Source organism: Arthrobacter sp. N199823 (genome assembly GCF_002929705.1).
Classification (GTDB): Bacteria; Actinomycetota; Actinomycetes; order Actinomycetales; family Micrococcaceae; genus Specibacter.
The window spans coordinates 781568-795692 of the sequence record NZ_PJIN01000001.1 but is presented as its reverse complement, the minus strand read 5'-3'; the positions used below and the strand labels follow the sequence as shown (position 1 = coordinate 795692).

The following is a 14125-nucleotide window of genomic DNA, read 5'->3' as shown; positions in this document are numbered from 1 at the left end:
ATTTATAGTCCTAAGAGGGGGTTAAGTGCCTGCGCGGGGACGGCCGTCCCGTACCAAATTTGTCCCATGCGGGCCAGCATGACCACCGAGGTGATCCCCACTGCCCCCATGACGTAGTTGGACCAATGGGTACGTTCCATCATGGCCCAATAGAAGGCGGCCACCGGCAGCATCGCCACGGTGAAGACGTAGCCCCAGAACTCCCACCCTGCACCGGCCAGCGATTCCCCGGTGAGTAGGCGCACGGCGGCGGCGATGGCGTAAATGATAATGAAAAGTTCGACGGCGGCTAGGGCCAGCAAGGTGACATCGTTGGGTTTCTTTTTCATCACCGCGGCAACGATGCATACGATGGTGGAGGCCATCCCCACCACCATGCCACTGATTAGCCAAGGGTCCAGCGTCATGCGTTCGGCTCCAAGGACGTGTCCGTAGCAGCAGAGGCATCAGGCACTGCTGCTGGATCAGGTGCAACTACTGCAGGTGCCGGGTCCGGAGGGAAGACCAAAACGGGCTTGGCGTACCTGCCAGCATCAGCCAGCAGGGCCACCAGCCGACCATCCGGCGCGAAGGCTGCTGCCGGCGCCTCGACGGTGTGGTTCCCGTCAACGCTGGGCGGAATGCGCCGACCAAAGGACAGCTCAATAGTCTCCTCGGTCGTCAGTTCACGCACCGGCATTAGGGCGCGGGCGGCGTCTGCAATGTCGAGAATGCGTAGATCGCTCGCAAGTTCTTCAAGGGTGCGAGCCTGCTCCAAGGTGTAAGGTCCAACACTGCCGCGACGCAGCGCCGTCAGGTGGCCGCCAACTCCCAAGCCACTCCCCAAATCACGAGCCAGCGCACGAATATAGGTACCTGAGGAACAGCTGACGGTGACATCCACATCTACCCAGGCAACGCCGTCGTGCGCTTCACTCCCGGCAAGCTGGATCTCGCCAGGCTGGATCTCGTGAGGCTCATTCCCGTCAGCATCGGCCCCGTCAACGTGCGCCGGCGCCTCATGGGTGCCGCGGCGGATGTCCAAGACCTTGAACTCGTGAATGGTGACGGGGCGCGACGCCAGCTTGACGTCTTCGCCGGAGCGCACGCGCGCATAGGCTCGTTCGCCGTTGACCTTGATGGCGCTGACGCTGCTGGGGACCTGTTCGATGGGTCCGCGTAGCTGTGCAATGCCAGCCTCGATGGCTACGTCAGTGACGGCATGCGCGGACGCGGTGTGGGTAACCTCACCCTCGGCGTCGTCGGTGACCGTGGCAACGCCGAGTCTGATGGTGGCCTCATAGGTTTTGGAGGTACCGACAATATATGTCAGCAAGCGGGTGGCTTTATTGATGCCAACCACCAAAACCCCCGTGGCCATTGGGTCCAAGGTGCCTGCATGCCCCACTTTTCGGGTCCCTGCAAGCCTTCGCATCCGACCGACCACATCGTGGCTGGTCCATCCCTGCGGTTTATCTACAATTACCAGTCCAGAAAGCACGATTTCAAGTATATCCGCTCCGAGCGCTTCACCCTGCTGTGGGGTATCCATGGTGAGTTGTCCCCATCGCGCATCGGTAGCCAACTTGGATACTCTATTCGAAGTAGTAATTATGCATTGACCAACCTCAGACGGAGAATCATGGCCCAGCTCGCCACCAGCACGTACAAACGATCGATTGCGGCCTTGGGCCTGGGCGCTGCCCTCATGATGGCTCTGACGGGCTGCCTCGGTGGCAGCGCTGATTCCGCGTCGAAGCCGGCAGAGCCCGCCGCGACGCAGGGCACCGAGTCGAGTGCGAAGGAATCGGCCCAAGCGGCGCGCGACTCCGAGGTACAGAACCTTGCCACTGAAACGCCTTCAGCCAGTGCTGAAGCCTCTGCCACTAAGGCTGCGGCACCTGCGGCTGGAGCTACCGGTGCGCTCACGCCGCCCGGAACGGCATTGAAGTTCGGGCAAGTTGCCAAGACGCACACCAACTCCGGCGAGAAGGGCACGGAGAAGTACAAGGAAGCCACATTCGACACCACCGTCACCAAGATCGTGGCCGGCGATCCTGCCGATCTGTCCGAGTTCAAAGACGCTGCCAAGTTCGCCGGCCAGACTCCGTACTACGTGTTCTTTGACTCCAAGCTGACATCGCTTTCCAAGCCCTCTGCGGGCATGTCCGAGGGCAGCTTGAACGCCCAACTCAAGGATGGCACCGATGCGCAGAAGCTGATCGTCTTCGGCACGATGGCCGATTGCAAGTCCGGTTCCTTTGATACTGAAGGCAAGGACGACGATTTCAGCTATGTAGTGGGTTCCTCCAAGACCTCTTGCAGCGTTTTCTTGGCTCCCGCCGGTGACGAAATTGTCTCAGCCAGCTACGCCATGACCTCCTTTAACTACGAGAAGTACTCAGATAACAAGTACCTCAAGAGCCCCATCACCTGGAGCAAATAAGGTCTAGTGCAGCTATGGCAGAGGGCGCTTCCCCCGCAGGAGGCGCCCTTTGCTGTTGGCAGACATTGTGCTGTCTGCCAAACTTCTTTCTAACCCCGTCGAAGCCTGCGTTTCAGGGAGGCGACACTTCTGGTTGGTCCTAGCTGCTCGCCGCTGAGCCCATCGTCACTGATGCCGCAGTGGTCTCCGTTGCTGCCGGGATGGGCATGGCGGTTCCGGAGTGCATGGTGGGCCTGAAGTACTACGCCCAAGCCGTGCCAACTGACATTGAAGTCAGTGACAACACCATGGCGATGCTCACCAACGCCTTGGCAGAAACCGGCGGCAGCCTCATCACCCGGGGTCTCCGCTAACCGCGTTGAAGTACGACGGCGGCCGGTCACCTTTCATACCAAGGTGACCGGCCGCCGTCGTGCTTCAAAAACAGTGAAGAGGGAAGACTATGCGTCTTCGTCTTCCTCTTCCTTCTTGTACGGATCAGCGTCGCCAGCGAACTCTGCATTGGCAGAGATCTCGGCGAGCTTTGCGTCGCGATCCTTGGCAACCCGCAAGAGGGCTTCCAGGTTCGAGGCGTTCTCCGGGATGACGTCGGCGATGAATTCCAGTGTCGGAGTCAGGCGAACGGTGACGTTCTTGCCAACTTCGGCGCGGAGCACACCCTTGGCGCGCTCGAGACCAATCTTGGCCTCGCTCTTCGCCGTGTCGTCACCAAATACCGTGTAGTAGATGGTGGCGTGCTGGAGGTCATTGGTGACGCGTGCGTCGGTGACAGTGATGCCCTCAACACGGGGGTCCTTGACCCTGGAGCGAAGACCCTCGGCCACCACAACCTTGATGCGCTGCGCCAGCTTGGACGCGCGGGCTGAATCAGCCATGTTGTTCTCCTTCAAACTTCTAAGATGTGAGACGGTCGTGAAACCATCTTAGGGAAAACAAAGCCGGTTGGGCGCCCCGAAGGACACCCAACCGGCTATGCAACGTTATACGCGGGGCTTCTCGCGCATTTCGAACGTCTGGATGATGTCCTCAGGCTCGAGATCGTTGAACGATCCCAGACCGATACCACACTCGAAGTCGGTGCGGACTTCAGTTGCGTCATCCTTGAAACGCTTGAGCGAGTCAATGGTGAGGTTGTCACCAATGATCTTGCCGGCACGCAGAACGCGTGCCTTCGTGTTACGGCGGATGATGCCGGAGCGGACAATCGAGCCAGCGATGTTGCCGTGCTTGGAGGAGCGGAACACTTCGCGGATTTCCGCGGTGCCCAGCTGGAACTCTTCGTACTCAGGCTTGAGCATGCCCTTAAGAGCCAGCTCAATGTCATCGATGGCGCCGTAGATGACCGAGTAGAAGCGCATGTCCACGCCTTCACGGTCGGCCAGTTCGGCAACACGCTCAGCAGGCTTGACGTTGAAGCCAATGATGATGGCATTATCAACGGTGGCCAGGTTGACGTCGTTCTGCGTGATGGCACCGACACCGCGGTGGATAACGCGCAGCTGCACGCCTTCGCCAACATCGATCTTGAGCAACGAATCTTCCAGAGCCTCAACGGCACCGGAGACGTCACCCTTGAGGATGAGGTTAAGGGTGTCAACCTTGCCGTCAGCAACGGCCTGGTCGAAGTCTTCCAGGCTGATGCGCTTGCGGCGCTTAGCCAGGGCTGCGTTGCGATCTGCCGCTTCACGCTTTTCAGCGATCTGGCGGGCAGTGCGCTCGTCTCCTGTAACGAAGAAGGTGTCACCTGCACGGGGAACGTTGGACAGACCCAGCACCTGAACCGGGCGTGAAGGCCCAGCTTCGGAGATGACGTCACCGTTCTCATCGAACATGGCACGAACACGGCCGTGTGCGGTACCGGCAACAATCGTGTCACCGACATGCAAGGTACCGGACTGAACCAGAACCGTTGCCACGGAACCGCGGCCCTTATCCAAGTTCGCTTCGATGGCAATGCCTCGAGCGTCCTTGTTCGGGTTGGCGCGCATATCCAAGGCAGCGTCAGCGGTCAACAGCACAGCTTCAAGAAGCTCTTCGATGTTGACGCCGTTGCGGGCTGAAACGTCCACGAACATGGTGTCGCCACCGTATTCTTCGGGAACCAAACCGTACTCGGTCAGCTGGCCACGGATCTTCTCCGGGTTAGCGCCTTCCTTATCGATCTTGTTCACAGCAACCACGATCGGCACGCCAGCGGCCTGTGCGTGGTTGAGTGCTTCAACGGTCTGAGGCATAACGCCGTCGTCCGCTGCAACAACCAAGATGACAATGTCGGTGACCTTGGCACCACGAACACGCATGGCGGTGAACGCCTCGTGACCGGGGGTGTCAATGAAGGTGATGCTTCGATCGGTACCTTCGTGCTCGTGAAGGATCTGGTAAGCACCGATGTGCTGGGTGATGCCACCGTGCTCGTCGGCAACAACATCCGACTTGCGGATGGCGTCAAGCAAGCGAGTCTTACCATGGTCAACGTGACCCATGACGGTAACAACCGGCGGGCGAACCTCAAGGTCCTCGTCGCCTTCTGCTTCGAGCTCGGCATCGAAGTCGATGTCAAAGCTGCTGAGCAGTTCGCGCTCTTCGTCCTCGGGGGAAACAACCTGAACCTTGTAGCCCAGCTCGACACCCAAAAGTGCGAAGGTTTCTTCATCCAACGACTGGGTAGCAGTTGCCATTTCACCGAGGTGGAACAGTACCGTTACCAGCGCTGCCGGGTTCGCCTCGATCTTGTCGGCGAAGTCGGTGATGGAGGCACCGCGGCGCAAACGCACCACAGTTTCGCCATTACCGCGGGGTACCGATACGCCACCAAGTGAAGGAGCACTCATCTGCTCTAGCTCTTGGCGCTTGGCACGCTTCGACTTACGCTGCTTGCCACGGCCTGCGCCGCCCTTACCGAAGGCACCCTGGGTACCGCCGCGACCGCGACCACCCTTGCCGAAGCCACCACCGGCGGGAGCTCCGCCTGGAGTGCCACCGGGAGTTGCGCCGGGAGCACCCGGACGTCCACGGCCCGGAGCACCGGGACGGTCGTTACCGCGGCCGGGCGCAGCGGGGCGCTCGGTACGGTTAGGCATCATGCCGGGCGTGGGGCGGGGACCACCGGGACGCGGAGCGCCGGGGCGAGGTCCACCGGTACCAGCGGCACCTGCCGGACGCGGAGCGCCCGGACGGGGTGCGCCTGCCGGCGGGCGAGGACCACCCGGACGGGGGCCTGCAGCGCCGGCTTCGGCGTTGCGAGCTGAACCCGGACGGGGCATGCCCTGTGACGGTGCGAACGGGTTGTTGCCGGGGCGCGGAGCACCGGCACCAGCGCCTGCGGGGCGCGGCGAACCGGCACCTGCGGGACGCGGAGCGCGGTTGTCGCCGCCACGGTTGTCCGAACGCTCATTGCGTTCGTTACGTGCACCGGAGCGGGGCATGCCCTGCGAGGTAGCAAAGGGGTTGTTTCCGGGGCGCGGAGCACCGGGAGTAGCCGACTTGGCGGCCGGGGCAGCCTTCGGAGCCGGAGCAGGCGCCGCGGGGGCAGCCGGAGCTACCTGCGCGGGAGCCGGTGCAACCGGAGCCGCAGGGGCAGCTGCAACGGGAGCCGGAGCTGCCGGGGTTGCTTTTGCGCCGGGCTTGGCAGCTGATGCTGCCTTGGGGCCCGGAACTGCTGCACCGGACGCTGCGGGTGCCTTGGGCGCAGCAGCTGTAGGAGCTGCCTCCGCCTTCGGTGCCGCTGCCGGTGTTGCTGCTGCAGGCGTTGCCACAGCGGCATTAGCTGCTGCGGGGAATGCGTCGCGAAGCTTCTTCACGACGGGGGCCTCAATGGTGGATGATGCTGAGCGAACGAATTCGCCCATCTCCTGCAGTTTGGATACTGCTTCTTTTGAGGTGATGCCGAGCTCTTTTGCAAGCTCGTGTACGCGGGCCTTGGCCACATTTCTCCTGTCTCGGCCCGCACCGGACAGGTACGAACCGCTTAATTCTTACTGCGACGTTCCATGTCGGAACGCGCGGCGTGAGAGCACATGAAGATGCTCATTTTTGGGCACTCATCGCTGGGTACTCATCGGGTTTCCATCGGTTTTCTGACCCGCTTTCACAAAAGGGACAATTGGTTCGTAACTTACTTACTCTGCCGAAGGTGGCAAATTCTGTTGCGCAAACGCCTCAACGTCAGACAGTTTAGTGACCCCCGGGAGGGCCCTGCCAACGGCGCGGCGTTTGATCGCTAGGTTCCAGCATTCAAGGATGGGGTGCAGCCAAGCACCCCGCCCAGGCATACGACGGCGCACATCAACCAACGCTTCCAGTTCACCAGAAGAGTTGCTTGAGCGCACTAGACGTACAAGCTGTATCCGGTCTGATGTCTTCCGGCACCCAATGCATGTCCGCACAGCCTGGCTGGAATCAGTCGCTTCGCTTTGCGCTGCTACTGCGTTCTTAGCCAATTCTGCTGTGCCTTCGTGCTCTTTGAATGCCGGGACCGAATCAGGCCCGGTTACTTTAAGTCTACCGCGCCGCTTGGCCGCTTACCTAAACCGCCGCTGCGTCGGAGACGATGTCAATGCGCCATCCTGTGAGCTTGGCGGCCAGACGCGCGTTCTGGCCTTCCTTGCCAATGGCCAAAGACAGCTGATAATCAGGGACCACAACGCGCGCAGAGCGTGCCGCCTCATCAACAATGGTGACCGATATCACCTTCGATGGAGACAGGGAATTTGCAATGAAAGTGGCCGGATCCTCGTGGAAGTCCACGATGTCGATCTTTTCGTCATTGAGCTCGGTCATGACTGCACGGACGCGTGAACCCATCTCGCCGATGCAGGAGCCCTTGGCGTTGACGCTGGCCTTGTGGGCCTGCACGGCAATCTTGGTGCGGTGGCCGGCTTCACGGGCCAAAGCAACGATCTCGACTGTGCCGTCGGCAATCTCAGGAACTTCCATTTCGAAGAGCTTGCGTACTAGACCCGGGTGCGAGCGGGACAAGGTGATGGCGGGACCCTTGGTGCCGCGGTGCACCTCAACAACGAAGGTGCGGATGCGGTTTCCGTGGCGGTAATCTTCACCGGGAACCTGCTCGTTGGGAGGCAGCACACCTTCAACAGCGCCCAGATCGATCTGGATCATGTTGGGGTTGTTACCCTGCTGGATCTGGCCGGAGACCAGCTCGCCTTCCTTGCCACGGTATTCACCCACAACGTTGTCATCTTCTGCATCGCGCAGGCGCTGCAGAATCACCTGGCGTGCGGTGCTGGCGGCGATGCGGCCAAAGCCCTTGGGTGTGTCTTCAAATTCACCAATGGCGGCACCGTCGTCGTCGAGCTCTGCAGCCCAAATGGTGACGTGTCCGCTCTTGCGGTCAATCTCAGCGCGCGCCATCTCGTGGCAGCCCGGTGACTTGTGGTAGGCCATCAGCAGGGCCTGCTCAATGGTGGGAATCAGCAGTTCCACGGGGATTTCCCGCTGGCGCTCCAGTTCTCGCAGCGCACTCATATCTATATCCATAGTCAGCTTCCCTCTCCATCGACAGCGTTGCCGCCTGTCGGTTCAAATTCCAAGTCCAGCTCTGCCTCATCCAGGCGAGCAAATTCCAGTTCCACAACACCACGACGGATCACCGAAAACAAGACTTTTTCCGGCTCACCCTGCTTCGGTTTCATACCCTTTTTTACCGGCAGTTCGGGCTTGAACAACACGCCTTCATCGTCCACATCGAGAACGCGGCCCATGAAGTTTTCCCGGTCGCTTGCGTTGACCTTGACCATGCGGCCCAGAGCTCGGCGCCAGTGGCGGGGCTCAGTCAGTGGCCGGGTGGCTCCAGGGGAGGAGATTTCCAGGTCGAAAGGTTTTCCGTCATCGTTGGGATCTGCGTCCATGGCTTCAGAAAGCACACGGGAAACGGCCGAAATGGCGTCGAGGCCGACCCCGCCGCTTTCGCCCTCGGGCAGGTCGACAATCACCGAAACAGTACGGTGGGTGCCGGCGAAGTGAACCTTGACTTCTTCAAGGAAAAGTTCGGAAGCAGCCACTGTGGGGGCAAGAAACGCGTGCAGTCTTTGGGCTTCAGCTATTGAATCCATGGCTGAGGGCGTGTTCCCTGAGCGTGCGGCCGTTTTGGGCCTATCTGGCTTGGTCATAAAAACGCACGCCTCCCTATTGATGATGTTGTAGATATACAGACTACCGAGTTTCCACCCCCACCGCTGAACGATGCGGGTGTGAGTATGGACGCATTCGGTGTTCGTTGCGTCATCGGGGGCCACGAAAGTGTGCACTGTACAGGGCAGTCGTGAGATGATCAACGGTTGTGACCAACACCAATTCCCCGGCTGAGCCCACCCCGTCGAATCCAGCCGCTGGCACTACTGCCGCTGCTGCTACTGGCAAGCCTGCTCGCAAGGGTCCCCGACGCGCCACCGCGGCTGCCGGCGCGCCTGTTGCCAAGACGTCCCCGGCTCCAGCCCTGCTGGTCATTGACGCCAACGGCATGATTGTGCCGCCCCCTGTAGTGCCCGCTTCCGAATCCCCGGCCCCTCATGCGCCGGATTCACCTGATTCACCTGATTCACCTGAATCACCTGAAACGTTCGACGCCGGAATAACCCCTTCCGCCGACGCCGCGGCTATCGATGTGGTTGAGTCAGACAGTGCGCCAGCTGAGCCGGAGACCGTGATTGCCGCTGAGACTGCGGAGGATGCTGCTGGGGACACGGTTGTGGCTGAGCCGATACCCGCTGAGCGCAAATCCGAGCCGGCCGAGGCTCAGACTCCCCTCGACGCTGGCACGGTGAGGACTGGCGCTGTGAGGGCTGGCACTGTGAGGCCAGCCGCCGATGGCGCAGATGCCGGCACAGAAGACAAAACCAACACTGACAAAGACGCTGACACTGACACTGCGCTTGTGGTTAAGGAGAAAATCGCCGCGGAAGGGCCCGACGAAGCAGCCCCTGCCGAAGTTGTCGCGGCCGAGCCAACCGGCGTTGAACCAAACGATGAGATGGCAACGTCCACCGAAGCCATCGAAGCCATCGAAGCCATCGAAGCCAGAGTTACCGACAGCGCGGTTCCTGACAGTGAAGTTCCTGGCAGCGCGGTTCCTGACGTTGACGTTCCTGACAGTGAAGTTCCTGTCAGGGACACAAATGTTGAAGCAACGGCGCAGCAGGCCGCAACGCTGGCCGATCCCGACTCCAACGCAGATACTCAAATCACGGAAGATGTGGCTGAACCTGCCGCCAGTGAATCTGATGCTGCCGAATCTGGCCCTGCTGAATCCGGCACTGCTGACACTGTCCCCGTTAAATCCGACATTGTTGAAACTGCTGGATCCGGCCCCGCTGACACCGCAGCTGCTGCTGCCGCTGCCGCTGCCCCGCTTTCACGGCGCGAACGTCGACTGGCGGAGCAACAAGCCGAAAATGGTGGAGATGCCGTTGCGGCACTCTCAGCTAAAGAGAATGCAGGCCGCGGAAACTCCGGCCCCAATGACGCCGTCACCGATGTCACAGACGCTGACTCCGACAGCAACAGCGAAGCAGCTCCAGAGTCCGCACAGCGGGCCCGTGCGGGAAAATCAAAGCCGCGCACGAAGCGCAATCGCTTTGTGGCCGCTATCCGCGGACTGTTCTTCTTGCTGGTCATCTCCGCGGTGGTAGTGGCCACGGGAACCGTGCTGTCGGGGCCCGAGGTGGACGTGAACCACGATTCGCCGACTCAACGCCAACGCCAAGCTGCCTGGGAAGCAACCATCACCCTGCAAGCAAGTGCCCTCACCTTGGCAAATGCAGCAACTACTCCTGTGGTGCGCAAGGAACTATCCACAACCGCCGCACACTTGGGAATCCAAGCTGCAGCACTTAGCAATGGCCTGCCCAGTGATGGTCCAACGGCAACAACAACGGCACCGGCACTGGCCCCGGCGGCATCCACCATCGCCGAACTCCTCCAGGGCCTAGCATCAAATGCAGATTCGCTCCTAACTAACGCGCAAACAGCGCAGAGTTCCATGGGCCGCGTCTTTGCCTCCGTCGGCACCAGCCAGCTCCTGCAAGCCGAACAACTAGGGTCCGCCATAGGTGCTGCCGTACCGGCTTCCGCATTTCTGCCAGCAAAAGTTAGCTTCGCCGTCCCGACCGGCCCCCAATGCACCTCGACTCTGGACCCGCGCCCCGGCGTCACCGTCGACTCCGCATTGACCGCCGCCGCCGCGGCCGAGCAAAAAGCCGTCTACGCCTATCAGGTGGCCACCACCCGATTCGCCGAACCACAATTCAGCAAGTCGACAGCGCTCTTGGCCCGGCATGAGGAAAAGCTCGAAGTCCTCAACGAGGAATTACGCCTGCGCTGCCTCCCCCCGGCAGCACCTGTAGCAGGATTCGCACTCGATGCCGCGTTCACAACGCTACCCAAGCAAGCACTGCGCACCCTCGAGTCAGAACTCGGTGCCATCTACGCAGATTTGTCAGCCCTGAGTACCGAGAGCAGCACCGGTGTACCCCCTGCCGCCGAGGCCACGGTCGGCACTTCAACTGCGACTGCAGCAGACGCCACGCAGCAGCCACTCAATGGCAGTAACCTCCGAGAAATTTCCGTCTTGTGGCTCCTTGATTCCATCAAGACACACACCTTTTGGGGCGGAACAATTGACGCGTTGCCTGGCATCGGCCAGGAAGCCGCAACAGTGCCGAGCTCTCCCACTAACTGAGGACAGGCAAGCCTTCGCGAGGACATCCTTTCCTTGCTAGCGGCCATTTTGGTGCAGTGCTTAGCTTGTTGATATGAAGCGCACGCAAGAACTGACACGGCCTCGGGAGCTCTCCAGAACCAGGGAAATTGCACAACGCCTGAATTGGCTCCGAGCCGGCGTACTCGGCGCCAATGACGGCATTGTCTCCGTGGCCGCCGTCGTAGTCGGTGTTGCCGGGGCCACCCACGGATCCGGCGCCATCCTCACCGCCGGCGCGGCAGCCCTCGTGGGCGGGGCCATCTCCATGGCTCTGGGTGAGTACGTCTCCGTCAGTAGCCAGAGCGACAGTCAAAAGGCCATGATCGCCAGCACGCAAGAAGCGCTCCAACGAGCACCTGAAAAGGGGCGTTCTCAGCTGGCTCAAGCGTATGTCAACAAGGGGCTCTCCCCCGCCACGGCCGACCTGGTAGCTGGGGAACTCAGTGAACATGACGCTCTCGCGGCGCACTTGTCGGCCGAACTCAATCTGGACGCCGCCGATGTTGCCAGTCCCTGGCACGCAGCCTTCGCCTCCGCAATCGCCTTCACCTTGGGTGCCATTTTGCCCATGTTGGCGATCCTGCTGCCGCCGGTTGGCGCCCGTGTCCCGGTAACGTTCCTGGCCGTCCTGCTCGCTTTGGGCGTCACCGGTTGGATCGGAGCCACGATTGGCGGCGGCTCGCGCGTCAAGGCCGCAGTCCGGGTGGTGCTGGGCGGAGCGCTGGCCCTCGCGGCAAGCTTCGCGATCGGGAGCCTGTTGGGAGCCAGTGGTCTGGTCGGCTGATCCTTAGGCACCGTCCTGAAATGAATTTTTTCAATGCACGACGGCGGTGGGCTCGCCCCGGTGCCAACGGATAGGCTCGTTACTGTGAGCATCAAAGTACCAGTCCCCGAGCCGCTGCAGCGGCGGCACCGTCAGACTCTTGAAGACCGGGCGTGGTTGGGGCACTTGCCAGCTTTCCTTCATCAGGCCATTGAACAGTGGCAGCTGGACGTTGATCTGCCCTCAGGCGCTCTTCCTTGGCACGGGCACACCGGAATTGTGGTGCCGGTACGGACCTCCGGCGGAGCCCCGGCTGCGTTGAAACTTGCCTTCCCGCACGACGAGGCCCTGTTAGAACCTCTTGCCCTCACCCTATGGAGCGGCCAGGGGGCTGTGGCCCTCCTGGACAGTGACGCGTCACTCGGCGCCTTGTTACTGGAGCGTCTGGATCAATCACGTCCACTCCTGAAAATCCCCATGGATGAAGCCATCGCAGTGTGGGGAAAGCTGCTTAAGGACTTGTCGATCCATCCGGACGCGCGCCCCGAATGGCGGCTCATTCCCCAAGTCGCGGCCACAGCCGAAAGGTACTGCGACGAGCTCCCCCAACGCTGGGCCGATCTGGCTGAACCGTTTCCGCGTTGGTTGCTCGAAGCTGCCTTGGAGGTCTGCCAGACGCACGGAGCAGTTTCTCGCCGCAGCAACAATGATGTTTTGGTCCATACGGACCTCCACTACCTCAACATTCTGGCCAAGACCGGCACACCCGTCGCAGGTGAAGCTGACGCAAAAGACTACGTGGCCATCGACCCTCAAGCCCAAGTCGGCGATGCCGAGTTTGCCGTAGCCCCTTGTCTGTGGAACAGACTGGAGGATTTGCCGCACCGCAACGCAGAAGCCGGGCTACGCCGTCGTGCTTCACAACTTGCTCAGGCAGCCGGGCTGGATGAAGGGCTTGCGGTGGCGTGGACCATTGTTCGCGAAGTCGAAAACGCCCTCTGCTATTTGGAAGAGGCCGGGCATAGTGGCGATGCTACGAGGTCGCTCTGGGTGGCGAGCACCATGGCGGGCAAGACGCTGCCAGATTTACCCGCTGCGCATCAACTCAAAACCCTTCACTAAGGGCAGCGCCTGGCTACTGTCTTAGCGGTGCAGGACGTTCTCGTTGACCACGTCAATGCCTAGTTTGACGATGAGAACGCCCACAACCACCAGGAAAACAACCCGGATGAATTTGCTGCCCTGCTTCACGGCCATCCGTGCGCCGAGGTAGCCGCCAGCCATGTTGGCCCCTCCCAGAATCAGACCGATTCCCCAGAGCAAGGAGCCATGCGGGAGGAAGAACATCAATGCCCCGGCGTTCGTGGCCAGGTTGACGATCTTCGCCTTGGCGCTGGCCTCGAGGAAGGCATATCCCATGAGGCTCACCATGGCGATGACGAGGAAGGATCCGGTGCCGGGTCCAATCAGGCCGTCGTAAAAGCCGATGAGACCGCCAATGCACGCGGCCACGAAGTAGTGCTTACGACCTGAATGCCTCAGAGCCGTCAGCTCGCCCATGCTGGGTTTGAATGCTGTAAACAGGAGCACCGCAACGAGTGCCACAACGATGATCGGTTTGAAGACCGATCCCGGCAAACTGGCAGCCACCACGGCACCGCCCACGCTGCCCAGAAGGGCAACGCCGGCCATAGGCAGGGCTGTGCGCAGATCCGGTTTCACGCGCCTGTAATACGTCACGGAGCTGGTGGCTGTGCCGAAGATCGACCCCATCTTATTGGTAGCCAGTGCTTGAACAGGCGTAATGCCAGGGATCATCAGCATCACGGGCAGCTGTATGAGACCGCCCCCGCCCACCACGGCATCAATCCAGCCGGCAGCAAAACCGGCCACAATGATCAATAAAATCGTGGCCATCGTGATGTTTTCAAAGCCGGAAATCATGTGTACCTATTCAAAGTCCGAACGGTTCAGGACCGACATTTTTCCGGCGACTATCCGACGCGTCGGCCGCGAGCGGCCTTTGGCATCTCCTTTACGTCGCCTACAAAAAATGTCGGCTCCTGAACCTTGCGTGAATGGGCCGCGCAGAAAGCTGGCCCCGGAGCGGGGATGGATTCTTTGGCGCGCGGGCCCCAGCCGAGGAACGAGGTTGGGGCCCGCGCGAAAGAATCTTACTGCCCGCGAGGGGTCGGGTCCCGAAGCCGGGCCGAAGGGTGGT

General features: G+C 60.9%; 13 protein-coding genes. 5 read left to right on the top strand and 8 right to left on the bottom strand.

Features of this window, described 5'->3' with window-relative positions:
* Positions 1 to 2 precede the first annotated feature (2 nt).
* Both CXQ93_RS03460 and truB read right to left on the bottom strand, forming a co-directional pair.
* Positions 3 to 407, bottom strand: coding sequence for a hypothetical protein (locus CXQ93_RS03460; protein WP_104109038.1), 405 nt, complete (start codon positions 405 to 407; stop codon positions 3 to 5).
* Positions 404 to 1480 (bottom strand): tRNA pseudouridine(55) synthase TruB, encoded by a 1077-nt coding sequence (gene truB / locus CXQ93_RS03455; RefSeq protein WP_258068578.1) that lies wholly within the window; start codon positions 1478 to 1480, stop codon positions 404 to 406. Before truB ends, CXQ93_RS03460 begins: the two co-directional genes overlap by 4 nt.
* Before the next feature lie 141 nt (positions 1481 to 1621).
* Here truB and CXQ93_RS03450 point away from each other — a divergent pair, with 141 nt between their 5' ends.
* Together CXQ93_RS03450 and CXQ93_RS20585 are read left to right on the top strand one after the other, a co-directional pair.
* On the top strand, positions 1622 to 2425 hold the full coding sequence (locus CXQ93_RS03450; RefSeq protein WP_104109036.1) for a hypothetical protein: 804 nt from the start codon (positions 1622 to 1624) through the stop codon (positions 2423 to 2425).
* Positions 2426 to 2604: 179 nt separating this feature from the next.
* Entirely contained in the window at positions 2605 to 2778 is a 174-nt protein-coding gene (locus tag CXQ93_RS20585) for a hypothetical protein (RefSeq protein ID WP_181036032.1), read from the top strand.
* An 87-nt stretch (positions 2779 to 2865) separates the two neighbouring features.
* Here the strand turns inward: CXQ93_RS20585 and rbfA are convergent, their stop codons facing one another.
* The 5 genes from rbfA to rimP form a co-directional block, all read right to left on the bottom strand.
* Positions 2866 to 3300: a 30S ribosome-binding factor RbfA gene (gene rbfA / locus CXQ93_RS03445; RefSeq protein WP_104109035.1), complete on the bottom strand. Its 435-nt coding sequence runs from the start codon at positions 3298 to 3300 to the stop codon at positions 2866 to 2868.
* 105 nt (positions 3301 to 3405) lie between these two features.
* Positions 3406 to 6351, bottom strand: coding sequence for a translation initiation factor IF-2 (gene infB, locus CXQ93_RS03440; protein ID WP_104109034.1), 2946 nt, complete (start codon positions 6349 to 6351; stop codon positions 3406 to 3408).
* Between the two features lie 192 nt (positions 6352 to 6543).
* Positions 6544 to 6810: a YlxR family protein gene (locus CXQ93_RS03435; protein ID WP_258068576.1), complete on the bottom strand. Its 267-nt coding sequence runs from the start codon at positions 6808 to 6810 to the stop codon at positions 6544 to 6546.
* A 139-nt stretch (positions 6811 to 6949) separates the two neighbouring features.
* Positions 6950 to 7921 carry a transcription termination factor NusA gene (nusA, locus tag CXQ93_RS03430; protein ID WP_062290720.1) on the bottom strand — a complete coding sequence of 324 codons (972 nt, stop codon included), beginning with the start codon at positions 7919 to 7921 and terminating at the stop codon, positions 6950 to 6952.
* Positions 7922 to 7923: 2 nt separating this feature from the next.
* Positions 7924 to 8553 carry a ribosome maturation factor RimP gene (gene rimP, locus CXQ93_RS03425; protein ID WP_104109033.1) on the bottom strand — a complete coding sequence of 210 codons (630 nt, stop codon included), beginning with the start codon at positions 8551 to 8553 and terminating at the stop codon, positions 7924 to 7926.
* 170 nt (positions 8554 to 8723) lie between these two features.
* On the opposite strand from rimP, the gene CXQ93_RS03420 reads away from it, so the two are divergent.
* From CXQ93_RS03420 to CXQ93_RS03410, 3 genes are all read left to right on the top strand, one after another.
* On the top strand, positions 8724 to 11120 hold the full coding sequence (locus CXQ93_RS03420) for a DUF4439 domain-containing protein (RefSeq protein ID WP_104109032.1): 2397 nt from the start codon (positions 8724 to 8726) through the stop codon (positions 11118 to 11120).
* Positions 11121 to 11193: 73 nt separating this feature from the next.
* The gene (locus CXQ93_RS03415; protein WP_104109031.1) at positions 11194 to 11925 is read left to right on the top strand and encodes a VIT1/CCC1 transporter family protein; all 732 of its coding nucleotides are present in this window, start codon (positions 11194 to 11196) and stop codon (positions 11923 to 11925) included.
* An 84-nt stretch (positions 11926 to 12009) separates the two neighbouring features.
* The gene (locus tag CXQ93_RS03410) at positions 12010 to 13026 is read left to right on the top strand and encodes an aminoglycoside phosphotransferase family protein (protein WP_308470599.1); all 1017 of its coding nucleotides are present in this window, start codon (positions 12010 to 12012) and stop codon (positions 13024 to 13026) included.
* Between the two features lie 21 nt (positions 13027 to 13047).
* On the opposite strand, the gene CXQ93_RS03405 is transcribed toward CXQ93_RS03410, so the two are convergent.
* Positions 13048 to 13848 (bottom strand): TSUP family transporter, encoded by an 801-nt coding sequence (locus tag CXQ93_RS03405; protein ID WP_104109029.1) that lies wholly within the window; start codon positions 13846 to 13848, stop codon positions 13048 to 13050.
* Positions 13849 to 14125: the final 277 nt, after the last annotated feature.

Bases quoted from the DNA above. Each gene is read 5' to 3' on its own strand.
- rbfA (WP_104109035.1), bottom strand. From the start codon at position 3,300: ATGGCTGATTCAGCCCGCGCGTCCAAGCTGGCGCAGCGCATCAAGGTT.
- CXQ93_RS03460 (WP_104109038.1), bottom strand. From the start codon at position 407: ATGACGCTGGACCCTTGGCTAATCAGTGGCATGGTGGTGGGGATGGCC.
- CXQ93_RS03450 (WP_104109036.1), top strand. From the start codon at position 1,622: ATGGCCCAGCTCGCCACCAGCACGTACAAACGATCGATTGCGGCCTTG.
- CXQ93_RS03415 (WP_104109031.1), top strand. From the start codon at position 11,194: ATGAAGCGCACGCAAGAACTGACACGGCCTCGGGAGCTCTCCAGAACC.
- rimP (WP_104109033.1), bottom strand. From the start codon at position 8,553: ATGACCAAGCCAGATAGGCCCAAAACGGCCGCACGCTCAGGGAACACG.
- CXQ93_RS03405 (WP_104109029.1), bottom strand. From the start codon at position 13,848: ATGATTTCCGGCTTTGAAAACATCACGATGGCCACGATTTTATTGATC.
- nusA (WP_062290720.1), bottom strand. From the start codon at position 7,921: ATGGATATAGATATGAGTGCGCTGCGAGAACTGGAGCGCCAGCGGGAA.